Annotated in this window: 16 protein-coding genes; 7 read left to right on the top strand and 9 right to left on the bottom strand. The window is 62.7% G+C overall.

Translation table 11 applies throughout. The annotated features are described in order from the left end of the window. Positions 1-30 precede the first annotated feature (30 nt). Entirely contained in the window at positions 31-345 is a 315-nt protein-coding gene (locus tag LGQ10_RS05995) for a hypothetical protein (protein WP_226524949.1), read from the bottom strand. Between the two features lie 221 nt (positions 346-566). Beyond that, entirely contained in the window at positions 567-1,529 is a 963-nt protein-coding gene (locus LGQ10_RS05990) for a serine hydrolase domain-containing protein (RefSeq protein ID WP_226524948.1), read from the bottom strand. 54 nt (positions 1,530-1,583) lie between these two features. On the opposite strand from LGQ10_RS05990, the gene LGQ10_RS05985 reads away from it, so the two are divergent. After that, entirely contained in the window at positions 1,584-2,132 is a 549-nt protein-coding gene (locus LGQ10_RS05985; protein ID WP_226524947.1) for a hypothetical protein, read from the top strand. Between the two features lie 60 nt (positions 2,133-2,192). On the opposite strand, the gene LGQ10_RS05980 is transcribed toward LGQ10_RS05985, so the two are convergent. The 4 genes from LGQ10_RS05980 to LGQ10_RS05965 all read right to left on the bottom strand — a co-directional run bounded on the left by LGQ10_RS05980 (position 2,193) and on the right by LGQ10_RS05965 (position 6,334). Then, complete coding sequence (locus LGQ10_RS05980) at positions 2,193-3,902, bottom strand: amidase (protein WP_226524946.1); 1,710 nt, start codon at positions 3,900-3,902, stop codon at positions 2,193-2,195. A 296-nt stretch (positions 3,903-4,198) separates the two neighbouring features. Then, positions 4,199-5,056: a tetratricopeptide repeat protein gene (locus LGQ10_RS05975; RefSeq protein WP_226524945.1), complete on the bottom strand. Its 858-nt coding sequence runs from the start codon at positions 5,054-5,056 to the stop codon at positions 4,199-4,201. Beyond that, on the bottom strand, positions 5,053-5,466 hold the full coding sequence (locus LGQ10_RS05970) for a hypothetical protein (protein WP_226524944.1): 414 nt from the start codon (positions 5,464-5,466) through the stop codon (positions 5,053-5,055). The genes LGQ10_RS05975 and LGQ10_RS05970 overlap by 4 nt, the downstream gene beginning before the upstream one ends. Before the next feature lie 19 nt (positions 5,467-5,485). Then, a complete protein-coding gene (locus LGQ10_RS05965; protein WP_226524943.1) occupies positions 5,486-6,334 on the bottom strand; it encodes a suppressor of fused domain protein in 849 nt (282 codons plus the stop codon). Positions 6,335-6,501: 167 nt separating this feature from the next. Between LGQ10_RS05965 and LGQ10_RS05960 the strand changes: the two genes are divergently transcribed. Next, positions 6,502-6,861: a hypothetical protein gene (locus LGQ10_RS05960; protein ID WP_226524942.1), complete on the top strand. Its 360-nt coding sequence runs from the start codon at positions 6,502-6,504 to the stop codon at positions 6,859-6,861. A gap of 78 nt (positions 6,862-6,939) precedes the next feature. On the opposite strand, the gene LGQ10_RS05955 is transcribed toward LGQ10_RS05960, so the two are convergent. Further along, on the bottom strand, positions 6,940-7,731 hold the full coding sequence (locus tag LGQ10_RS05955; protein WP_226524941.1) for a LuxR C-terminal-related transcriptional regulator: 792 nt from the start codon (positions 7,729-7,731) through the stop codon (positions 6,940-6,942). A 138-nt stretch (positions 7,732-7,869) separates the two neighbouring features. Here LGQ10_RS05955 and LGQ10_RS05950 point away from each other — a divergent pair, with 138 nt between their 5' ends. Both LGQ10_RS05950 and LGQ10_RS05945 read left to right on the top strand, forming a co-directional pair. Further along, positions 7,870-8,973, top strand: a complete 1,104-nt coding sequence (locus tag LGQ10_RS05950; RefSeq protein ID WP_058438879.1) for a polyamine ABC transporter substrate-binding protein — start codon at positions 7,870-7,872, stop codon at positions 8,971-8,973. Between the two features lie 220 nt (positions 8,974-9,193). Further along, positions 9,194-10,414 carry a contractile injection system protein, VgrG/Pvc8 family gene (locus LGQ10_RS05945; RefSeq protein ID WP_226524940.1) on the top strand — a complete coding sequence of 407 codons (1,221 nt, stop codon included), beginning with the start codon at positions 9,194-9,196 and terminating at the stop codon, positions 10,412-10,414. A gap of 118 nt (positions 10,415-10,532) precedes the next feature. Here LGQ10_RS05945 and LGQ10_RS05940 read toward each other — a convergent pair whose 3' ends face one another. Beyond that, a complete protein-coding gene (locus tag LGQ10_RS05940) occupies positions 10,533-12,059 on the bottom strand; it encodes an NAD(P)/FAD-dependent oxidoreductase (protein WP_226524939.1) in 1,527 nt (508 codons plus the stop codon). Continuing rightward, a complete protein-coding gene (locus LGQ10_RS05935; protein ID WP_226524938.1) occupies positions 12,056-13,084 on the bottom strand; it encodes a LysR family transcriptional regulator in 1,029 nt (342 codons plus the stop codon). Before LGQ10_RS05935 ends, LGQ10_RS05940 begins: the two co-directional genes overlap by 4 nt. Positions 13,085-13,567: 483 nt before the next feature. Here LGQ10_RS05935 and LGQ10_RS05930 point away from each other — a divergent pair, with 483 nt between their 5' ends. From LGQ10_RS05930 to LGQ10_RS05920, 3 genes are read left to right on the top strand one after another with little or no spacing between them, the layout of a single operon-like run. Beyond that, positions 13,568-13,834: a phosphopantetheine-binding protein gene (locus LGQ10_RS05930; protein ID WP_058434949.1), complete on the top strand. Its 267-nt coding sequence runs from the start codon at positions 13,568-13,570 to the stop codon at positions 13,832-13,834. A 13-nt stretch (positions 13,835-13,847) separates the two neighbouring features. Continuing rightward, on the top strand, positions 13,848-15,197 hold the full coding sequence (locus tag LGQ10_RS05925) for an NAD(P)/FAD-dependent oxidoreductase (RefSeq protein ID WP_226524937.1): 1,350 nt from the start codon (positions 13,848-13,850) through the stop codon (positions 15,195-15,197). Between the two features lie 39 nt (positions 15,198-15,236). Continuing rightward, on the top strand, positions 15,237-22,604 hold the full coding sequence (locus LGQ10_RS05920) for a type I polyketide synthase (protein WP_226524936.1): 7,368 nt from the start codon (positions 15,237-15,239) through the stop codon (positions 22,602-22,604). The last annotated feature ends 9 nt before the right edge of the window (positions 22,605-22,613 follow it).

The raw sequence follows: 22,613 nt of genomic DNA, 5'->3' as shown, positions 1-22,613 counted from the left end.
CAGGTGCAAAGCCTCTCAGGGAAGAGCTGTTCAACTGTAGTCCTTGAAGGTTTTATCCTGCCACTCGCCGCTGTTGGGGTTGAACACCTTATCCGGTTTCTGCACCGGCCCGGACGCCCCCGAGCCGGTATAGCCCCTTTGGATCGAAGTGATCTTGGCTATCGGCACTTCATCCACGCGGCCGCTGTAAACCGTTGATTCAAGCCAGGCTTTCCCAGCATCGAGGTCAAGTTTCTTGAGCTTTCCCTGATAGCACTGAGGGCTGATCGCTCCGGGAAACTGTCCCCAGATACGCAGGTATTCGCCCATGGGGATGTCACTGAGTTCTTCTGCGAAAGTAGTCATTCTAGTTCCTTCAGAATAGGCGGCGTTATGGCGTGACTGCCTAGGAAATATAATCAAGCAACAGCCCCGGGTTATATTTTTTCGCGGCTGATCATAGGGCGCTTTGCTATATGACCATTGAGTCGGGCGCGCACGGCGAACTTGGGCGAATGGCAACTAGTGCCGCACAAATTCATGCAGGCATGGGGTGAGGTTCCCGTTGCTCTGGCCGCGCCCTGAGGTTAGTTCGCCAGCGTACGGCGCAGATGCTCCAGGGCCCGGGTTTCGACCTGGCCCTGATCGTTCCCGGGGTTGAATACTGCGCAACAAGCGCTGTTGCCGGCCTCGCTGGCGCGGTAGATCGCCACCGTGCTCCCGGGGCCACTACCGGTGTGCCCGTACAGCTTCGGGCCTGCCTCGACATCGCCCACCATCAGGCCCATGGCGTAGCCGGGCGCGCTCCAGGGCCGGCCGGGCATCGGCCCGCCCAGCACCTGTGCCTGTTGCATGTCCGCCAGCAGCGGCTGGGGCAACAGGGTGTCGCTGAACAGCCGGTCCAGCAGCAGCGCCGCTTCTGCCAGAGGCCCCACCAGCAGGCCGTGATAGACCCAGCCGGGGTCGTAGGCGCGCAGTTGGCCCAGCTCCACGCCGCGCAAATCCTCGCGGGTCACGGCGAGGCGAGCCCGGGACAGGCCCAGGGGCGCCAGCACCCGTTGCTGCAGGGCATCGTGCAGAGGCAGGTGGGTCAGGCGCTGGATCAACTGCGCGACATACAGGTAGCCAACATTGGAGTAGCGCCACTGGCTTGCGGGGGCATAACGCAGGCGGCGGGCATCCAGGCGCTGCAGCATCTCTGCGACGGGCCAGGCTGGCGCGTCATGCAGGACCGCATCGTGGTATTGGCTCAGCTCGCCGTAGTCCGCCAACCCGGCCTGGTGCCGCAGCACCTGGCGCAGGGTGAAGGGGCCCTGGGGCAGCGGGTCGTCCAGCGCCAGGCGGCCATCGCGCACCAGGGACAGGGCCGCCGCGCAGAGCACGGTCTTGGTGAAGCTCCACCAGGGAACCAGGGGCTGGGGTGGGTGTGGGGCGAGGGGTTGGCCGTTGCGGATCAGGGCATGCAGCACGTGGGGAATATCCTGGATGGAAAAGGTTTCAGCACACTGTGTGGCCAATAAGACCGTGAGGGCCGACGCAGGGTACGGCATAATGCGCCGCCGTTTTGGCTCAACCCGAGAATTGATCAGGAGGATCAGGCCGTTATGCACAGATTTGCACACATGATCGATGACCAGTGGGTCGAGCACAGTTACCCGCCGGTTTTCCAGATCATGCCGTTCAACGGTGGTGAGCGGGTCGTGGCCGGTGTGCCGGGGTCCGATCCGGAGGTGTTCCTCAGGCTGGCCCGCTGCCTCACCCAGCCGCTGCTGTTGCTGTTCGTCCTGCACACCAGCCGCGAGGATGTGCCGGTAGGCCGCTACATGAGCCCGATGCTGTCCCTGGACGAGGTCGTGGCCTTCATCGATGAGTTCAAGCCATTTCTATGTGGCGACAGCCGCTTCGATTTCTGGGTGCACTCGCCCGAAGACCAGGCCACGGTGGTCTGGGACCGGCACAACCTGATCTACGCCTACGGTCCGCTGGAAAGTTATGCCAGCGCTTTATACGGCCTGGGGTTCGGCCATGGCGAAGCGCAGATGCCGGTGCCCCATATGCATTACTACCATCCGCAACTGGATGAGCTGTGCAGGCAGCTGATTGCGCGGTTCGACTGGCAGCATTCGCCGTTGCAGCCCGTGGATGAGCAGTGAGGGGTTGAGCGGGCAGGGATGAGGATCGGGGCCATGGAGGCCCCGGTCGCAGTTTCAGCGTTACTGGCTGGCCAGCTTGGGCGTGCGTGGTGGCACCCGGCGCTTGTTGCCGGTGGACTCAAAGGCCGAGGCCAGGCGCAGCAGGTTCGAGTCATCGTAGGCGCGACCGGCGAAGGTCAGGCCCACCGGCATGCCGATGTCCGTCATCACGCCCATGGGCACGGTGACGGTGGGCACCCCCAGGTGACGGATGGCGAGGTTGCCGTTGGCCACCCAGACACCGTTGCTCCAGGCGATGTCGGCCGATTCCGGGTTGATGTCGGCATCCGCCGGGCCGACGTCGGCCACGGTGGGAAACAGCACCGCGTCCAGTCCCTTGGCGTCCATCCAGTCTTCCAGGTCGAGCTTGCGGGTCTGCTCCAGGCCGCGCAGGCCGTCGGCCAGGGTGGGGATCTGGTCCCAGGTCTTGAGGCCGCGCTTGGCCATGTTGACGTACTCGTCCATGCCCGCCGCCAGGTCGTCCTCGCGGTTGGGCAGGGTGCCCGGGTCGTGGGGGAAGATCTGTGGCCCGTCGACATCGGCCAGGCGGTTGAGCCTGGGGTCGTCGTTGGCCCGCAGGAAGTCGTCGAAGGCCCAGCCCGAGAGTTCCCACAGCTCGTCATGGAGAAACTCTTTGCTGACGATGCCGCGATTGAACACGGTGGGCGCGCCAGGGCGGTCGCCTTCGCAGTTGGACACCAGCGGGAAGTCCACTTCCAGCACCTCGGCGCCGGCGGCCTCCAGGGCCTGGCGTGCCTGTTGCCACAGCTCGATCACCGAGGCACGGGTAACGATGCGCTGGCCGGTGGGGCCGCCGATCCCCGGCTTCTCGCTGCTACCCGCCTCGGGGTCGGCATTGATGTACATGCGTGGCACGCCGAAGCGCTTGCCCTTGAGGGCATTGGCGTCGGCTGCCAGTTGCGGATAGGAAGCGGGCCGTACGGAGGTCACGGCCGGGAGCGCCACCCAGGGTTGCAGGCGCCACAGGTCGCCGCGTGTGTCCGGGTCTTCGGCAACCACCACCTCCAGCACTTCCAGCAGGTCGGCCATGGTCCGGGCGTACGGCACCACCACGTCCATGGTCGGGGTCAGCGGCCAGTTGCCGCGCACCGAGATCACCCCCCGCGAGGGGGTATAGGCACACAGGCCGTTGTTGGAGGCCGGGCCGCGGCCGCTGGACCAGGTTTCCTCGGCCAGGCCGAAGGCACTGAAGCTGGCGGCGGTAGCGGTGCCGGCGCCGTTGGACGAGCCGGAGGCGAAGGGCGCGGTCAGGTACTGGGCGTTATAGGGGCTTTCGGCGCGGCCATAGACCCCACGCTGCATCCCGCCGTTGGCCATGGGCGGCATGTTGGTCTTGCCCAGGCAGATGGCGCCGCCAGCGCGCAGGCGCTCGATGGTGAAGGCGTCGCGCTGGGCCACCAGGTCCTTGAAGGCCGGGCTGCCGGACGCGGCAGTCAGGCCCTTGACCAGGTAGCTGTCTTTGGCGGTGTAGGGAATGCCGTCCAGTGGCCCCAGGAGCTGGCCCTTGGCGCGACGGGCATCAGAGGCTTGCGCTTCCTTCAGGGCTTCGGGGTTGCGCACCACCACGGCGTTGAGGGCGGTAGCGGTGGTAGGGCCGTCGTAGGCATCGATCCGCGCCAGGTAGGCCTGGACCAGTTCCACGGCGGTGGTCTGGCCGGATTCGAGGGCGGCACGCAGTTGGGCAATGGAGACTTCGGTGACTTCGATCATGCGGGTTCTCGTGGTACGGCTTGGCGCGGCAAGGGTTGAGTCGGGGCGTTGGGCAATGCCAGTCAGTCAAGCGAGGTGATCCACTCGTAGGAGCGCAGCTTGCTCGCGATGGTCGTGAGCGGTAGCGCCTGTTTACTGGGTAAACCCAGCGCTCTGAAGTCCATCGCGGGCAAGCCTCGCTCCTACCCTTTTCTTGACTGATCGGCATTGGGGCTTGGGAGCCTTTTTAGCACCAAGTGCCCGTCAGCGGAATCTCCGCTCGATCGCAGGTGCGCACTTTGGGCCAAAAGGCCGGGTCATCTGGCATGGGGGTCGATATGGGCCTTTACCCGCCAGTCATCCTGGCCGGCCTGGGGGATTGGCTGGCCGACAAAACGATAGCTGCCCAGGTTCTGGAGGATGGTTTGGTCCAGGGGCGTGTCGCCGGAGCTTTCCAGCAGCTTGAGCCGCGGCTCGGCGGAGCCGGGCACGAACTGCACCTCGACCACCACGGGCTTTACGTCAGGTCCGAGCTTGAGCTTGCCGAGCGTTCGGTGCTGGAGCAGTCGGAGCTTGAGGCTGAGCCGGCTCCTGGCTGAGGCGGTCCAGACCTGGTTGTACCGCGCTTGTAGCTCGGCATTGAGCTCCAGGCCCTGGTCACGCAGCCGGTCGATGCCTTTCCAGGCATCGTCGCCGCTCTGCTTGAGAACGCTGAAATACATCTGCTGCGCGCCTGGAAGGTCCTGCGGGCCGCCTTTGCCTTCTTCCATCAACCTGGCCAGGGCCAGGGTACTTTCCCTGCTCCCCACCGCCGCGGCACGTTGGTAGTGATCCCTGGCCAGGAGGTAGTCGGCCTCTTGTTCGTCCAGGCGCCCGAGATGGTGGTAGGCCCTTGGGTTTGTCTGGGCCTGCGAGAGATACAGGGCTTTGGCCCGGGCAGTATCCTGCGCGACTCCATGACCACGTTCGTACAGGGTGGCGAGCAAGGTCTGGCACATCGAGTTGCCGGCTTCGCCCTGGCGGCGGATATAGTCGAGCATCTCCCGGGAGATGGTCTCCTGGTCGCGGTAGTGCCAGCAGCGCAGGCCGACCATGGAGTCGTTCTGGGCGTTGGGGCCGCTCTGGCAGCCACCAAGCAGGCTGCCGAGCAGCAGTAAGGCAAGGATTTTGTTCATGGCAGGATTGGATTGAATAAGCCCAGGTAGTCCAGGGTCGTGGTGCCCTGTAGGGCAGGTTGCTGATCATCCAGCGCGGCGCTGGCGACGAGGATGAAGTGGCTATGGTCGCTGGAGACCAGCGTACGCAGCTGCTGTTGCTCGGCTTCGCTGCTGATCAGCGACTCCAGGTAGCGCGGGTATTCTTCCCGGGGCAGCAGTTCGATGAAGTCCGAGTCCAGGTGCAGGCCCAGTTCCTGTGCCAGGCGCCAGGAGGGATTGTTGTCCTCCCAGGCCTGGTATTGAGCATCACTGGCCTCGGGGCCGGGTTCGGCTTCCCATTGTTCGAAGGCGAACAGCTCGGCCTCGGCGTGACTGGCGAAGCGTGCGGCAAACAGATGAAAGGTGAAGAACGACGGCTGTTCGGACATCGACGGGCTCCTGGCTGGCTCAGATCACGCTGGCGCGTTGCAGATGGCTGACATGGCCCAGGCCGGCGGCCTCCAGCCGGGCGACCAGATCCTGGCGGGCCTGGGCGCCGCCATTGCGCACGTAGTCCAGTTCCGAGGCGGTGATCAGCACCACCGGCACCAGGATCACGGGCGACAGGGGCATGCCCGCCACGGTGGTGGGGAAACTGGCCGCAGGGCCGCCGATCAGCACGCCGGCGCAGTCATCGGTGCTGACGAAGTGCGCCGGCAACTGTTCACTCATGGCGCGAGAGTCGCTGACGCCGGGCAACTCCAGGGACAGCACGCCGTGACGTTCCAGGCGCGAGCGATAGCCACCGGCATCGGCCACGGTAGCGGCCACGCAGCGCAGCAGCTCGAAGCACCAGCTGTCGGCGAACGGATAGACTTCACCCAGCGGTCCCTGGGCGTTAGCGGGGATATCCGGGGTGTCGATGAACAGCTCCATTTCAAAGCCATTGCCCAGCTCATCGCCTTCGACATCGTCGAACGGATCGGACAGGCCGTCGGTGGCCAGAATGATGCTGTTGGGTCGACGTACGATGCGATAGGCCTGGCGAGTGGAGGGCCAGTGGGAGCCACCCATGAAGCTTGGGCTGATGGCGAAGCCCAGCACATCCTGTTCGCAGGTGCCGATGCCTTGCCAATGGCGGTCGAGGCAGGCAGCGCCGGTATCGAACAAGGCCGTGCGGGCCTGCTCTTCGGCGCTGGACTCAGGCTCGAGGTCGGCCTGGCTGCTGATCTCGGGCGCGCTGGCGGGGGTGGCATCGTGGTGGGATGCGGGAGTGGTTTTCTTGAACGCGTTGAGCAGTTTCTGCAGGAGGTTCAACGGGCGATCCTTGCGAGCATTGGAATAGTTCGGGCCACCGGGAAGGTACTGGCCGCGGGCGGCATTGTGCCGGGTTGGGCAGGGCGTGGGAACCAGTTCGGCCCAGGCTTGTGCTCCTGGCGCCTGGCAAACGAGAATGCGCCCCCGATCAAGCACAGGTGAATCTGATGCGTTATCCGAAGAAACTCAGCCCGGAATTTTCCGGGGCCTTGCGCACGTTCAGTTTCTGGGTGGCCAATGGCACCCTGGGCCATCCGTTGCTGGAGGGCATCGACTATCGCGCCTGCATGGTGGAGGAGCCGGGCATGCTGGAAGCCGCCTATGCGATCTTCGCCAATGTGCTTGAGCTGGACGAGCAGGGCGTACCGGTCAATGCCAAATATGCCGAGTACCGGGCCGCCCAGTACATCCGCCAGTATTGTGATCCGCACTATCAGGCCCGGCCCGGGTTCGAGGAATGGGAGGTGGAGTTGTTCGGTCCACCGGACAGGAACGACGTCAAGCCATGGCCGCCCGGCGTCGCCTAGCGCCAGCCACTTGCACTCCTCCTGCCGAACAGGGCGGCCATGGCGAGCGGAAGGTCATTCGAGGCGTGAGTGCCGGGTTCAATCCGGTGCTGAAATGTCCTGTTTGGGCATGCACAGGCGCGCGAACAGTTCGGACTGCGACTTGATCTTCAGCTTTGCGTAAATATTGCGGCGGTGAACCTTTATCGTCTCTGCCGAGAGGGAGAGTTTCCCCGCGATCTCTTTGCTGGAGAACCCGCTCAGCAACAACCGCAGCACGTCGCTTTCACGCGTGGTGATCTGTGTGCCCAGTTGGGTAATGGTTGCTGACCATGGATGGAGTGCATGGACGCTTTTATCTACGTCGACCTCGAAGTGCATGCGCTGGTGCATGAGTGCCATGACCCATGGCTTGATGATGTCGAGCAGGGTGATCTGGTTCTGGTTGAAATGGGTACGACTGCCAACTGAAATGCACAACGTCCGGTCTGCATCGAGTTGGACGTTGTATTGCACTTCATCTACGGAAATATACTGTGCGAAGTATTCATTGTAGTACTCGGTTTCAAGAAAGTACTCCGGCACGATATCCAGAAGATGAAAGAAACCACTCTGCGGATTCTCTCGATTGGCTATGTAGAATGGGTCCAGCAAGTAAAGCCCTTTGACATAGCGTTGAGTGAAGGCATCGACTTCTTCTGTATCCGCAACTTCAGGGAGGCTGACCACCTGAATGTGTTTATCGCTAAAGATCAATACGACCCAGTTGTCGATTGGCACATGCTCATTCAATGTGCGAACCAGCGAACTCCAGAAGTCCGGGCGATTCAACTGCGTGATCAGTTTTCCGATCGAGCGATGCCAGGCCAGGTTCTGAAGGTCGAGTGACATTTTCTACCCCTTTAGGGTTAGCAAGTCGTAGGTAAAGGGTAAGTATTCGTAGGTATTTACTATTCGTTAACGACCGGTATATTCACTGCCGGGGTTCACGATAGCCATGAAGGCACGTCGTCTTGACAAGGATGTTGCATGAGAAAATCACATTTGCGAATCATTTTTTCGGCCGTGTTTCTCTGTGCAGGAATAAACACATCAGTGGCGGCTGCGGAGCCCGGAGTGTACCTGTACAACTGGTTCGGGCTCATTGCACCCCAGACTCCCAAGGAGTTCGAGCGCGAAGCAGGCATCAGGATTCACATGGATGCATTTGACAGTGCCGACATCATGCAAAGCAAGGTCATGGCCGGGCGCACGGGATATGACGTGGTCGTGGCAACGTCCAATGTGCTGCCGAGCCTGATCCAGGCGGGGGTACTGCAACCACTGGATCGCAGTCAACTGGGCAACTTGTCGCATATCGACCCTGATCTCTTGGCCCAACTCGCTGTCAACGATCCTGGTAATCGTTATGCCGTACCCTATTTATGGGGCACTACCGGCATTGGTTATGATGTGGATAAAGTCAAAGCGGCATTGGGCGATGATGCTCCAGTCAATAGCTGGGACTTGATCTTCAAGGAAGAGAACATCAGCAAACTCCAGTCCTGCGGCGTGGCAATGCTTGATTCTCCCAGCGAAATAATTTCGATTGCCTTGCATTACCTGGGGCTGCCCAGCAACAGTCGCAATCCGGATGATTATCAAAAAGCTCAAGAGTTGCTGTTGAAGATTCGCCCTTACATTGTCTATTTCGATTCATCCAAAATCGATACCGATCTGGCGGACGGCAATATCTGTGCAGTAGTGGGTTGGGCCAATGGTGCACTTGCAGCGCAGGCGGTCAATGAAAAGAGCAATACCGGGCGCAGGATTACCTACAGTCTGCCTCGCGAAGGTGCACTGGTCTGGTCGGAAAACCTGGTAGTGCTGAAAGATGCCCCGCATCCCAGGGAAGCAATGGCATTTATCAACTACATGATGCAGCCGGAAGTTATCGCCAAGACTTCAAACCACACGTTGTATCCGAATGCCAATAAAGATGCCGCCGAGTTTGTCGAACAAAAGTTGCGAGACAATCCGTGGATCTATCCAGATAAAACCACAGTGGCCACCCTGGTTCCCCTCGAACCGTTGCCATTGAAGCTGGAGCGAATTCGCACGCGAGTCTGGACCAAGGTCAAGAGCAGTATTTAAGCGGACCTGGCGATGCTGAATGGGTGGGGCGCAGGTGTCCCCCCACGTGTTCTGCAATGAACCGTTACTGCGAGCCCCAAGAGTGAAGTTTCATCACCTCTCATTTTGATGTCTGGACACGCAGGCTCCTCGTAGCGGTCCCGGGCCGGATGTGCCCGGTCTCTGACATTGCTGTCTGTGACAGTGTCAATCAATGCTTCATGCAGGAAGAGAACAGCGGATGTTCATCCCAGCCAATCAGACCCATTTCAGTTTGACGATCGACGGCTTCGAGCATGATTTTCAAGTGCTTGCCTTCTCTGGGGAGGAGGCGATCAGCAAGCCTTATTTCTTTACGGTGGAGCTTGTTGGCGGGCAGCCTGGAATGGATTTCCAGCGCCTTGTCGATATCGAGGCTTTCCTGGCCTTCGACACCCGGGGCAACGGTGTTCATGGGCGGATCTATCACATTCAGCAAAACGCGGATCGCTACAACCTGGTGCTCGTACCGCATTTGTCCTACTTGCGCCACGGCGTCAACCGCAGGATCTATCAGCGGTTCCCGGTGCCGAAGATTGTCGCCTTGATCCTGGAAGAGCACGGGATCCTGGGCGATGCCTATCGGCTTGAGTTGAAGGCGAACTATCGCGCGCGCGATTACTGCACCCAGTACGACGAAACGGATTTGCACTTCATCCAGCGCTTGTGCGAGGAGGAGGGCATTCACTTCCACTTCCAGCACAGCCCCAAGGGCCATGTACTGGTGTTTGGGGATGACCAGGCGGTGTTTCCCCGCATTGGCTCGCCTGCGTCCTTTGGACAAGCGCGTGGCAGGGGGGCCGGTGGGTCGGCCGGGCAGGGCGTGATGCCTGCCGCGGAGCGCCGCTACTGGATCGATCGCCATGAAGGGCAAGGCGAGCAACCGGGCCTGGCCAGTGGGCATGTCGTGGGCCTTTCCGGCTATCCGGGCCTGGAGTGCAACGATCCGTGGCTGCTGACCGAGATCATCCATGAAGGCAAGCAGCCGCGAATACCAGGAGGCAACGCTGGCAGCGCCGCTGACGAGGGTGGCTTCCTTCACGGATACCGTAGCCGTTTCACGGTTCTTGCAGGGAGCACGACCTACCGCCCTGTCCTGATCCACAAGAAACCCCAGGTGCCGGATCAGCGAGCTGTCGTGGTCGCCCTGGATGAGCAGGTGGGGTTGTTGGGGCGACCCCAGGCAAGCGTCAAGGTCATGTTCCCCTGGGACCGCGAAGGTCGATTCGACGACAAGAGCCGTTGCTGGTTGTCAGGGGTGTCCAGTTGGGGCTGTGAACGGACGCCGTTGCGAGCGGGGGCGGAGGTCACGGTCACCTTTCCCGACGGCGACCCGGATCACCCGCTGATCAGCGGGTGCCTGTGTTGCCGAGAGGAGCTCGCGCCGCTCGTCGGTACCTGGGCAAACCCCAGGCGGCGATGAGCCTGAGCATGCGGCGGGGGTATCTGTCGCTGACCCGGGGTGTTGCTGGCAGGCCGGGCAGTACGTGAGGGCTCCTGCCGCTCGTTGGCAGTACGCGCCCTGGCCTGGCGCTGATTGATCAGTCGGGCGCCACCGGGGCCTTGACGATGAACCGATTGGAAATCTTCGAGTAGCCAAAGGGCAGCAACTGGGGCTCGTGCTCCTTGAGCAGGTCATGCAGGGCCCGGGCTGTGTCGGCGGCTGGCCAACCCTGGTCCTTGGCCTGGCGCACGACCTGGCACGATTGCGCGAACAGATGCTCGTAGGTGGGCGAATCCAGGGAGACGCAGCCCGGAAAGCGTGCAGCCTGGAGCGCCAGGTCGAACCGCGGGCCGTCGCCGTGCTGTTCCAGCTCGTCCAGCAGGCCCTTGAGGAACACGCAGCAGAGGTTGGAGCCGCTGAGCCACACCCGATGCCAGACGTTCCACAGGTGGAAGTCCTTGAATGCCTCGTACGAACAGGACACCAGTTGATCGTTGGTGCTCACGGCATTCAGGCAATGCTGCTCGACGTCGATGAAGTGCGCTCTTTGCCAGTCATGGGTACGGGCCGCTTCCAGGACCTTGGGCGCCATCCGCAGGATCGACTCGAATGTGGTGATCAGGCCCCGGGAAAACAGCGGGTCGATGAACCCGGCCGCTTGCGGGAGCAGGCAGAAACGATCGCCGACACACTGGGTACTGCGATAGTTGATGCGTGGCGCATAGATCCACTCCCTGGCGTTGACCGCCTCCTTGAAGTGCTCGGCAATGGCCGGGTACTTTTTCAGCAGTTTGCGAAACTCGACCTCGGGCGCCTCGGTCGGGCGATATTTGGCGTGGTTGAACTGAAACCCGACGCTGCACAGCTGGTTGGTGCTCTGTGGGTGGTTGTTGAAGGGAATCACCCACAGCCAGCCCTCTTCGAAAATATGGTGCAGGGTGCTCTGGAACAGCTCGATGGGAGAGCGGCTGCGGGACAGCGGGGCGAGCGCGTCTTCGTAGCTCCTGACGTTGAGCATATGGGTGAAGAACGAGCAGGTATCGGTCTCCAGCCCCTCGGTGGTGCGTACGCCCAGCTGGCGGGCGAGCGGGGCGCCCTGGGCGGCGGCATCGATGACGAATGCAGCCTGCAGCACTTCGTCATTGGGCAGTCGGACCTCGACCCCGTTGGTGTCCAGGCTGATGTTCTCGATCCGGATATTCTGCTTCAGCTCGGCTCCGTACTTCAGGGCTATCAGCAGGGCGAAGGCATCGACGTCCTGTCGGAACAGGTGCGCTTCCGGCGCATCCAGCAGTGGGGCCACCAGGTGTTCAGAGGACGAGGGCGCGCCTTCCTGGTGCCAGGCGAAGCTGAACCCCAGCTTGATCCCGCAGGCGCTGGAGCCAACGTGCTGGATGATTTTCTCGGGGCTTGCGAGGTACTCGATTTCCGGGATGCCGAAGCGCCGCGAGAGCAGGCGCAGCAACAAGCCACTCTCGGGTGTCATGGCTTCGCCGATGGAAAACCTGGGATGCTGGGCTGCGTCGAGTACCAGTACGCTCAGGCCGGCCTTGGCAAGGATCGCGGCCATGAGTGCGCCGCTGATGCCACTGCCGATGATAATCACGTCGTACTTGTTCATCATGCTTGGCTCTTGTTCTGCAGGGTGGAAATGCGGGAAAGCGATGCCTGTATCACGCTGTCGAAATGCAGGGGCGGCATGGACAGCGGGGCCGCCTTGGTAAATGGAAGTTCCCAGTACGGCGGGTTGCCGATCGAGCGCTTCAACTCGTTGATGAACAGGCTGGTCTTGGCCGGAACCACGCTGCTGCGAGCCCTCAGTGCGTAGATCGCGCCGTGCTGGGGAGCGCTCACGCAATATTCATCGAGAAAGGACACGAGCTGGCCGCTGGCGATCTGTTCGTGTACCAGCCAGGTCGGCGCATGAATGATCCCGATGCCCTGAAGGGCGCCGTCCACCAGCAGCTCTGCGCTGTTGACCGAGAGCCGGCTGTCGGGGATGAGCTTTCTGAACAGGCCCCCGACCTTGAACTGCCAGCTCAGGGACAGGTTGCTGCAGGTGCTGTGGATCAGGCACGCGTGCTGGGCCAGGTCGTCCAGGGTCTGGGGGCAACCGTGCTGCCTGATGTAGGCGGGGCTTGCACAGAGGATGCGGCGCATGTCCGCGAGTTTCGAGGGGATCAGGTCGCTGTCCGGCAAGATGCCCAGCCTGATGCAGACGTCGACATTGTCGGTACTCGGATCGGCCACTCGATCGTCGAGGGAGAAATCGATCTTCAGTCCTGGATGGTGATTCAGGATGCGACTCAGCAAGGGCGCGACATGGCGTCGACCGAAGGCCAGTGGAGCTGAAACCTTCAGCACGCCCATCGTCGAAGCCGTGTGCTCTTTTATGTCGGTGCGGGCATGCACAATGCTTCTGGAAATGTTTTTCGCATGTTCGAGGAATATCAACCCCATGTCGGTAAGTACCAGGCACTTAGTCGAACGGTTGAACAGACAGGTTTCCAGCTCTTTTTCCAGGCTGTTGATTCTGCGCATGACGGACGAAGGTGGAATTCCGAGTCGTCTGCCGGTCTCGGAAAAGCTGCCCGTCTTGGTCACGGATATATAAAGGTCTATGTCATTGACAACGCCAAGCGCCTTCATTTCTAAATCCTTTTAGAATCTGCAGTGTCTTATTTTTGTATGGAGCGGTTACAGATAAATTACGTCCGCCTCTTTAGTACGGCTAGACTTTTTGTTTGTCAAGTCGCACGGATTGCTGTGTTTAGTTCAGTTGATGAAAATCAATTCATAAGGTTTCAAAGAGGTACTGTTGTTCCATTTGGAATCGTAACAGGGCTTAAGTTCATGCCCGAGGTTGCGCTATCCGAGGCTGAATAGTTCAAGTGGCTAATTGCGCAACATGGCAAAACTGTGCTGGGCAACCCCTCGGGGCCTTGAACGGAGGCAGGCTGTCATTTTTGTGAAATATCGTTAGTTCCCGCATCCATTGCCTCCGAGAGGCCTTTCACCTTTGCGAATGTGCAAAGGCGTTTTGCAAAACAGACTATTCCCAAGTGCCTTCTTATTGCCGATTGTGGAGGGGTTCTTCCAACCCACGATTGTCGACTTCAGGAGTGTACGTCTATGGACGGAGCGGAAATAAAAGAACGAATTCGTCGTTACATCATGGCGGACCTGATCGGGCCAAGTGCAAAAGATGATGAACTGGATGATCAGACTCCACTACTTGAGTGGGGCATTCTCAATTCAATGAATATCGTCAAGCTGATGGTCTACATCAGGGATGAAATGGGCGTTTCCATACCAAGTACGCACATTACCGGCAGGTACTTCAAAGACCTGAATGCAATATCAAAGACTGTCGAGCAACTAAAGGCCGAGTGCGCATAACAGGGAGTGTGCAATGAACGATCATGATTATGATGTAGTTATTATCGGAGGCGGGCCGGCGGGCGCGACCATGGCCTCCTATCTGGCAAAAGAGGGTGTCAAGTGCGCGGTGTTCGAAAAGGACCTGTTCGAGCGCGAGCATGTCGGCGAATCGCTGGTGCCGGCTACCACTCCGGTATTGCTGGACATCGGGGTGATGGAAAAGATCGAAAAGGCCAACTTCCCCAAGAAGTTCGGTGCCGCCTGGACCTCGGCTGATTCGGGCCCCGAGGACAAGATGGGGTTCCAGGGGCTGGACCATGATTTCCGTTCGGCGGAAATCCTGTTCAACGAGCGCAAGCAGGAAGGCGTCGATCGCGATTTCACCTACCACGTCGACCGCGGCAAATTCGACCGTATCCTGCTGGAACACGCCGGTTCGCTGGGCGCCAAGGTGTTCCAGGGCGTGGAGGTGGCTGACGTCGAGTTCATCAGCCCGGGCAATGTCATCGTCAATGCCAAGCTGGGCAAGCGCAGTGTCGAGATCAAGGCCAAGATGGTGGTCGATGCCAGTGGTCGCAACGTGCTGCTGGGCCGACGCCTGGGCCTGCGGGAAAAGGACCCGGTCTTCAACCAGTTTGCCATCCACTCCTGGTTCGACAATTTTGACCGCAAGTCGGCGACCCAGAACCCGGAGAAGGTGGACTACATCTTCATCCACTTCCTGCCGTTGACCAACACCTGGGTCTGGCAGATTCCGATCACCGAGACCATCACCAGCGTCGGTGTGGTCACGCAAAAGCAGAACTACACCAACTCCAACCTTTCGTACGAAGAGTTCTTCTGGGAAGCGGTCAAGACCCGGGAAAATCTCCACGATGCCCTCAAGGCATCGGAGCGGTTGCGCCCATTCAAGAAAGAGGCGGACTACAGCTACGGCATGAAGGAAGTGTGCGGCGACAGTTTCGTGCTGATTGGCGATGCCGCGCGGTTCGTCGACCCGATTTTCTCCAGTGGTGTCAGCGTTGCCCTCAACAGTGCACGCATCGCCAGCGGCGACATCATCGAGGCGGTCAAGAACAACGACTTCCGCAAGCCGAGCTTCACTCGCTACGAAGGCATGATCAGGAACGGCATCAAGAACTGGTACGAGTTCATCACGCTCTACTACCGCTTGAACATCCTGTTCACCGCCTTTGTCCAGGACCCGCGTTATCGCCTGGACATCCTCCAGCTGCTCCAGGGGGACGTCTACAGCGGCAAGCGTCTGGAAGTACTGGACAAGATGCGCGAGATCATCGCGGCCGTCGAAAGCGACCCTGAACACCTCTGGCACAAGTACCTGGGCGACATGCAAGTACCCACCGCCAAACCAACGTTCTAAGACAACACACACACATACCCAGTCGAAGGAGATGACTGAATGGATGCCCGCGCGCCCATGAATTTCGAGCCCATTGCAATCATCGGGAGTGGCTGTCGCTTTGCCAAAGGCGCATCGACCCCCGAGGCATTTTGGGAACTCCTTCGTACTGGGACCGATTTTGTCGGACCGGTGCCCACTCAACGCTGGGACTCGGAGGCGATCTACGACGAACACGCCGCCAAGACCGGTACGACCTACTGCAAGGTGGGGGCGTTCCTGCCGCAAATCGATCAGTTCGATGCGCATTACTTCGGCATCTCGGCATCCGAGGCCAGGGAAATGGACCCCCAGCAGCGCTTGTTGCTCGAGGTCGCTTGCGAAAGCGTGGCCCGTGCCGGCATGACCCGCGAGCAGCTCAAGGGCAGCCGCACGGCGGTCTACGTCGGGATGCTGGGCATGGACTACCTAGCCTTGCATTCACGCGAGGCCGGCGTCGAGCAGATCAACCCCTATTACGCCGCGGGCAAGGAGTTCAGCTTTGGCGCTGGACGAATCGCCTACCACCTCGGCGTGCACGGCCCGGCCATGACCGTGACCACGGCCTGTTCTTCCTCCCTGGTGGCCATGCACCTGGCCTGTCGCGCCTTGCAGGCCGGCGAAGCGGACCTGGCACTGGCAGGCGGGGTGAACCTGATGCTGGCACCGGACCTGACGATCTACATGAGCCAGATCAGGGCGATTTCCCCCAGCGGGCGTTGCCGGGTGTTCGATGCCGCAGCCGACGGCATCGTCCGGGGCGAGGGCTGCGGGGTGGTGGTGCTCAAGCGCCTGGTGGATGCCCAGCGCGACGGTGATCCGATCCAGGCCGTGATCAGGGGTTCGGCCATCAATCAGGACGGCGCCAGTGCCGGCCAGACCGTGCCCAACGCCAACGCCCAGGCTGCGGTGATCGCCGAGGCCCTGCAAGTGGCCGGGCTGGGGGTGGACGACATCGACTACGTCGAGGCCCATGGCACGGGAACCCCCCTGGGCGACCCTATCGAGCTGTCCTCGCTGGACCGGGTGTTCCAGGCGCGCGAGCGATCGCTGCTGGTCGGTTCGGTCAAGGCCAACATGGGCCACCTGGATGCGGCAGCCGGCATGGCCAGCGTGATCAAGGCCATGATGGTCCTGGAGCATGCCGAGGTGCCGCCGCAACTGCACCTCACACGACTGAATGAACTGGTGGACTGGAAGCGATCCAGGCTGTCCATTCCCACGGCGCTCGAAGCCTTGCCCGGGCGTACGCGCCTGGCCGGGGTCAGTGGCTTCGGGCTCAGCGGCACCAATGTGCACCTGATCCTCGAGGATGCCAGCGCCTATCGCCAGGCCTCGGCGCAACAGGTACCCGCGATGGGCCACCGTCCCTGGATCCTCCCGGTGTCGGCCAAATCGGCCCAGGGCCTGGTCGACCAGGGCCGCGCCTATGCCGAACACCTGCCGGAACAGGATGACGGGCAACTGCAGGCTTTCGTTGCCAGTGCCCTGCATCGTCGTGGTCATTTTGCCTGGCGCCAGGCGGTGGTGGGCACCAGTGGCCCGCAGTTGAAATCCCGCCTGGCGCAACTGACAGCGCCTCGCGCGGCTTGCGTGACAGACGAGGACGTCGAGCTTACACCGGTCTTCGTGTTCACCGGCCAGGGCGCCCAATGGGTCGGGATGGCCCAGGACCTGCTGGAGCGCGAACCGGCGTTCCTGTCGATGATCAGGCGTTGCGATGAGGCCATGGCCGCCTGGGCGTCCTGGTCGATCGAGGCCGAATTGCGCAGCCCCCAGGAGGTTTCCCGGTTGCACCTCACCGAGGTGGCCCAGCCGTGCATCTTCGCGATCCAGGTGGCGCTCGCCGAGTGCCTGCGCCAGTGGGGCGTGACCCCGGCCGCAGTGGTCGGGCACTCGATGGGTGAGGTGGCTGCGGCCTACTGTGCCGGGGCGCTGGACCTGGAGTCGGCCGTGCGGGTGATCCACCACCGGGCCCAGGCCATGCAACATACCCGGGGCCAGGGCCGCATGCTGGTGGTGGGCTTGCCTGCACAGACGCTCCAGTCACGCTTGGCGGCCGAACCGCAGCTGGAGCTGTCGGTGGTCAACAGTCACAGCAGTTGCGCGGTGTCCGGCAGCCCGCAGGCGGTGCTGGAACTGGATCGACAGCTGCGCAACGAAGACATCTTCACGTACCTGATGCCAGCCGAGTATGCCTTCCACTCCTATCAGATGGATGCCTGCCTGGAGGCCATCCACGCGGGGCTCGAGGGCCTGCAGGCCTTGCCGGCCGCAACGCCGTGGGTGTCCACCAGCGCGATGCCCGATGCCCAGGTGACGGCGGATGCCCAGTACTGGCTCGACAACGCTCGGGGGGCCGTGCGCTTCGACCGCGCCATCGACTATCTGGTCGACCAGGGCCACCGGCTGTTCGTCGAGCTGGGCCCGCACCCGGTGCTGGCGTCGTCGATCAATCAGGCCCTGGCCGACAAGGGGGTCGAGGGGCTGGTGTGTGCAGCCCTGCACAAGCAGGGCGACGCCACCACCGGGCTGGCCGAGGTGCTCGCCCGGCTGTATGAGCAGGGTGTGAATCCGGATTGGCAGGGCTACCAGCCCAGGGAGCAGGCGTTCGACCTGCCGGCCTATCCTTGGCAGCGTGAGCGTTTCTGGTTCACCCCTGCATCGCCCTCTGCGCTGGCCCAGCCACTGTCACAGCTGCGTGCGCAAGTGCTGGTGTACGACGCACAGGGCAACCTCCGGGCCCAGGCCAACGATGTGCTGCTGAGCCAGGCCGGACAGCCGGCGCCCGTTTTGCAGGCCAGGGTGCAGGAGCCGGCCAGGGCACGGGCCAGCATTGATGTGCGCGGCCAGATCCAGGCGTCGCTGACGCAGATCATCGGTGCGAGCTGTGTCGACCCGGACCCGGACCGCGGGTTTTTCGAGCTGGGCCTGGATTCCATTTCCCTGGTGGAGTTCAAGCGCAAGCTCGAGCAGCAGCTGGGCCTCAAACTGTCGGCGACCGTGGGCTTCGACCATCCCACGGTCAACCGGTTGAGCCATTACCTGGAGGGGTTGCTGTCCAGCGAACCGCTGGCCGCGCCGCCGTTGGCCCAGGTTCAGGCCCCAACCGAGACCGCGACACAGATCGCCGTCGTGGCCATGGCCTGCCGGTTTCCCCAGGCCGACACTCCCGAAGCATTGTGGACGCTGATGCTCGAACAGACCCCGACGGTGGTGCCGGTGCCCCCGTCGCGCCTGGCCGGTGCGACGGCCGCCGATGAGGGCGCGCGTTTCGCCAGCCTGATCGAGCGTCCCTCGGGTTTTGACGAAGGTTTCTTCCGTATCTCCCCCAAGGAGGCCCGGAGCATGGACCCCCAGCAGCGCCTGTTGCTGATGGTGGCCTGGGAGGCCCTGGAGCGGGCGGGCCTGAGCCAGGAAAAACTGCTGGATCGGCGGGTCGGCGTGTTCGTCGGGGCCAACTCCCACGATTACGAAACCCGGGTCCTGAACGGCCCCGACGGGGTGGATGCCCATTACGGCACGGGCAGTTCGTTTTCGGCAATCTGCGGGCGTCTTTCGCATTTTCTTGGCGTCCGCGGCCCCAGCCTGACCGTCGATACCGCCTGTTCGTCATCGCTGACCGCCATTCACCTGGCTTGCAACAGCTTACGGTCGGGGGAGTGCGACGTTGCCATCGTCGGCGGCGTGAACGTCATCGCCTCGGCATCGATTTTCCAATCCATGGGGCAGGCCGGTGCATTGTCGGCGGATGGCATCAGCAAGACTTTCGATGACAGCGCCGACGGTTATGGCCGGGGCGAAGGCTGCGGCGTGGTCATTCTCAAGCGCCAGGCGGCTGCCGAACAGGACCGGGACAGGATCGTGGCGACGATCCTGGGGTCGGCGGTCAACCACGATGGCGCCTGTGCCGGCCTGACCGTTCCCAACGGACCGGCACAAGAAGCCCTGATCATCGATGCGCTGGCCAACGCCGGCGTGGACGCGGCACAAGTCGGCTATGTGGAGGCCCATGGCACCGGGACCGTGCTGGGCGATCCCATCGAGCTCAATGCCTTGCACAATGCCTACCGCCAAGGCCGTGCCGAGAGTGCGCCGGCGCTGACTGTCGCCTCGATCAAGGCCAATATCGGCCACCTCGAGGCCGCCGCCGGCATCGCCTCACTGATCAAGGCCTGCCTGGTGGTGGAACACGGCCTGATCCCGCCGCAACCTCACCTGCACACCGCCAACACCCGCGTGGCCTGGGACACCATGAACCTCCGGCTGGCGCGCCAGGCGGTGACCTGGCCCGAGGCCGTCGAGGCGCGTATCGCCGGGGTCAGTGCCTTCGGCTTTACCGGGACCAACGTGCATGTGCTGCTCAAGGGCCATCGGCCATTGGCGGCCACGTCGCTGTCGGACAGCGCCGGGCCAGTGGCCTTGTGCCTGTCTGCGGCGAGCCCGGCAGCCTTGTCGGCATTGGCCAGTCGTTATGTCGCATTCCTCGACACGACCGGGCACTGCCCCGAGGTGATCTGCTACAACGCGCTGGTGCGCCGCACCTGGTTCAAGGAGCGCCTGGTGGTCCACGGCCACACTTGCCGCGACCTGGGCGAAGCGTTGCAGGCCTGGCTTGCCGGTACTGCGGTTGATGCCGGCCAGGCACCGGCCGGCGATGGGCCCTGGTCACGGCTGGGCACGGCCTTCATGGACGGGGACCGGGCGTCCTGCCCGGATCGCTTGCCGGCAGGTTGCCAGGCCATCGAGCTGCCCACCTATCCCTGGCAGCTCAATGACTACTGGATCGACGTAGCCAGCCCGGCACTGCCCGGCCAGGCGTCCCGCCTGCGCCCCGGCCATCCTTGCCTGCAATCGCTGGCCCGGCCGGCGGACGACACCTGGTACTGGTCCGGTGTACTGGAGCCCCAGGCGAGCTGCTTCACGCCACTGGATGCCCAAGGGCACGGGGTCAAGCCCGGCTGGCTGCTCGACGGCGTGCTCCAGGCCATGGGGGAAACCCCGCGGGGCCTGCAACAGATCCGCGATGTGCAGATTGCCCAGGTGCGCTTGGGCGCCGGGCAGCTTGTGACCTCGCACCTGACCTTCCAGGCACAAGGGCACGGCGCTCGGTTCGAGCTGGCACTGCAAGGCGCCGATGACCCGGTTCGCCATGTCTGCATGAGCGGCACGCTGGTCGACTGCCAGGGGCAAGCACCGGAAGACCTGGCGGTGCCTGGCGAGGGCCTGCAGGAACTGGCGGACGCCGACGTGTCCAGCCTGTCCGGGTTGTCGGCCACGGACGCTCGACAAGCCTTGAGCAGCTTTGCGGCGCAGCTCACGCCGGAGCAACGCCAGGGCGAACTGCTGGAGCACGTGGTGGCGCTGTTTGAGGGCGCCCATGCCGCCGCGTTGCTCGGGTTCGCCCGGGTCCAGGTCCTTGGCGACCTGCCGACCCGCTTCAGGGTCGTGCTGTCCGATGACGACCATGGCAAGCCGGGCTGCCTGCAGGTGCTTGATCTGCAGGGATGCCAGGTTGCGCTGTTCGACGGGCCGCAGCTGGCAGAACCTGGTTCGTTGTACCTGCCCGATGCCAACGATCAAGCCTTCGACTTACCGATGATTGGCCAGGAGTGGCGCAGCTATCCGCTGCCGGAGCTCGCCGCGCAGGTTCCGGGCCACTGGACGGTACTGGCCTGGCAGGCCGAGGACGCACACGGGCTGCAAGCGGTGTTCGCCGCCGGGCATTGCCCGGTCAAGGTCATCGAGTTGCAGTCCGGCGCCGAGCCGTTGTCGCAGTCACTCACCCAGGCGTTGCGTCTGGCGAGCACCGACGATGCCTGTCGTGGGGTCTTGGTGCTCGGTACCGATCGAGCCACAGCGGCGAGTGACGCGGGTATCGGCCCATCGCTCATGGCGTGTTCCGGGTTCATGCAGGCCCTGGCCACTGCGGTCTCGAGTATCGCAACAGCGCCCCGGCCGGTCTGGTTCGTCGTGCCGACAGGGCAGGGCTCGCCGCTGTCGGCAGTTGCCGCCCAGGCGGCCTGGCAGGGCGCTGCGCACACCTTCGCCCTGGAACAGCCTGCCTGGTGGGGCGGCCTGGTCCGTCTCGATGACCGTGACCGCCGAAGCTACGCCAGCCTCTGCCAACTGCTGCAGGGGCAACCGACCCATGACCACTTCGCGATCAACGGGACTCGGCTCGAGGCCCAGTATCTGGTCGAGGCCCAGGCCCCTGGCGCGCGGTTGCTGAACCCGCCGCCGCTGCAAGGGACGGTGCTGGTCCATGCCTGTCCCGGAAGCGACCTGGAGCCTGTCTTGCTGGCCCTGGCCCAGCGTGGCGCTCAACGGGTGCTGCTGCTCAGCGAGGCGCCGGAAACGCTGCACAGGCCGTCGTCACTGCCGTTGGCATTGTCGGTCAGCCGCCTGCAAGGGGAGGGGCGCGCGGCCCTGGCAGAGCTGCTCGGAACATTGCGGGCAGAAGGCCCCATCAGCGGGTTTGTCCACCTGGGCAGCGACTGGCACACGGCAGCCCTGGCCGAGCCGGAATTCACGCTCCAGGTCCAGGCGCTCACCCGCCATCTGGAAGTCCTGGAGCAGGTTCACCAGGCGCTCGACGACCCCCGGGCGTTCTTCCTGATCATGGGCAGTGTCACCTCATTGTTGGGTGGGGCGGGTTTTGCTGCCTGCGCCATCGCCGATGCCTTTGCCGCCCGGATCCAGGCCCAGCGTCGCCATCAGGGCTTGAGCTGCCAGCTGCTGCACGTGACCCAAAACGAACGCGAGCTGGAGCACGATCCTTCCGCCAGGGCGGGGCTGCAAGCCAGCGGCCTGCAGCCGTTGCGCTTGGCCCAGGTCGAGCAGGCCATCGTGCACCTGCTCGGGCGTGGCCAGGAATCGTGTGGGCTGCTCAACGTCGACTGGCCGCAACTCAAGCGCCTGTACCTGAGCGTGCTGCCCTGGCCACTGCTCGACCACATCGGCACCCAGGACACCGGGCAGGGACAGCGCCTGGACGAGCTGCGCGGCCTGCCGCCGGTACGGCAACGGCGGGCCATGCAGGCCCTGGTGTGCGAGGTGGTAGGGCAGGTGTTCGGTGTCGTCGATGACCAGGACCTGGATGTGCGCAAGGGGTTCTTCGACATGGGCATGTCCTCGGTCATGTCGCTGGACCTGCGCTCAAGGCTCAACCGTGCGCTGGGTATCGACCTGCCGTCGACCTTCGGCTTCGAGTACACCTCTATCGAGCAAGTGACGAACTACCTGATGGACCAGTTGCTGGAGCCCGCAACGGCCGTTGCACCCGATCACGGGGTGCCGGCGTCGGCGCCGCAGAACCTGAATGAACTGTCACGGGCCGAGCTGATCGGCGCACTCGAGGACGAGTTGCGCGATCTCGCCAACTACTAGCCCGGCAGG

Source organism: Pseudomonas sp. L5B5 (genome assembly GCF_020520285.1).
Classification (GTDB): domain Bacteria; phylum Pseudomonadota; class Gammaproteobacteria; order Pseudomonadales; family Pseudomonadaceae; genus Aquipseudomonas.
Note: the sequence above shows the minus strand (reverse complement) of the source record. Positions and strands in the feature narration are given on the sequence as shown.

What these genes read in the sequence shown, in the direction of transcription:
- LGQ10_RS05985 (WP_226524947.1), top strand. Translation starts at nt 1,584, where the DNA reads ATGCACAGATTTGCACACATGATCGATGACCAGTGGGTCGAGCACAGT.
- LGQ10_RS05930 (WP_058434949.1), top strand. Translation starts at nt 13,568, where the DNA reads ATGGACGGAGCGGAAATAAAAGAACGAATTCGTCGTTACATCATGGCG.
- LGQ10_RS05945 (WP_226524940.1), top strand. Translation starts at nt 9,194, where the DNA reads ATGTTCATCCCAGCCAATCAGACCCATTTCAGTTTGACGATCGACGGC.
- LGQ10_RS05955 (WP_226524941.1), bottom strand. Translation starts at nt 7,731, where the DNA reads ATGTCACTCGACCTTCAGAACCTGGCCTGGCATCGCTCGATCGGAAAA.
- LGQ10_RS05995 (WP_226524949.1), bottom strand. Translation starts at nt 345, where the DNA reads ATGACTACTTTCGCAGAAGAACTCAGTGACATCCCCATGGGCGAATAC.
- LGQ10_RS05960 (WP_226524942.1), top strand. Translation starts at nt 6,502, where the DNA reads ATGCGTTATCCGAAGAAACTCAGCCCGGAATTTTCCGGGGCCTTGCGC.
- LGQ10_RS05950 (WP_058438879.1), top strand. Translation starts at nt 7,870, where the DNA reads ATGAGAAAATCACATTTGCGAATCATTTTTTCGGCCGTGTTTCTCTGT.
- LGQ10_RS05920 (WP_226524936.1), top strand. Translation starts at nt 15,237, where the DNA reads ATGGATGCCCGCGCGCCCATGAATTTCGAGCCCATTGCAATCATCGGG.
- LGQ10_RS05975 (WP_226524945.1), bottom strand. Translation starts at nt 5,056, where the DNA reads ATGAACAAAATCCTTGCCTTACTGCTGCTCGGCAGCCTGCTTGGTGGC.
- LGQ10_RS05970 (WP_226524944.1), bottom strand. Translation starts at nt 5,466, where the DNA reads ATGTCCGAACAGCCGTCGTTCTTCACCTTTCATCTGTTTGCCGCACGC.
- LGQ10_RS05980 (WP_226524946.1), bottom strand. Translation starts at nt 3,902, where the DNA reads ATGATCGAAGTCACCGAAGTCTCCATTGCCCAACTGCGTGCCGCCCTC.
- LGQ10_RS05990 (WP_226524948.1), bottom strand. Translation starts at nt 1,529, where the DNA reads ATGCCGTACCCTGCGTCGGCCCTCACGGTCTTATTGGCCACACAGTGT.
- LGQ10_RS05935 (WP_226524938.1), bottom strand. Translation starts at nt 13,084, where the DNA reads ATGAAGGCGCTTGGCGTTGTCAATGACATAGACCTTTATATATCCGTG.
- LGQ10_RS05940 (WP_226524939.1), bottom strand. Translation starts at nt 12,059, where the DNA reads ATGATGAACAAGTACGACGTGATTATCATCGGCAGTGGCATCAGCGGC.
- LGQ10_RS05925 (WP_226524937.1), top strand. Translation starts at nt 13,848, where the DNA reads ATGAACGATCATGATTATGATGTAGTTATTATCGGAGGCGGGCCGGCG.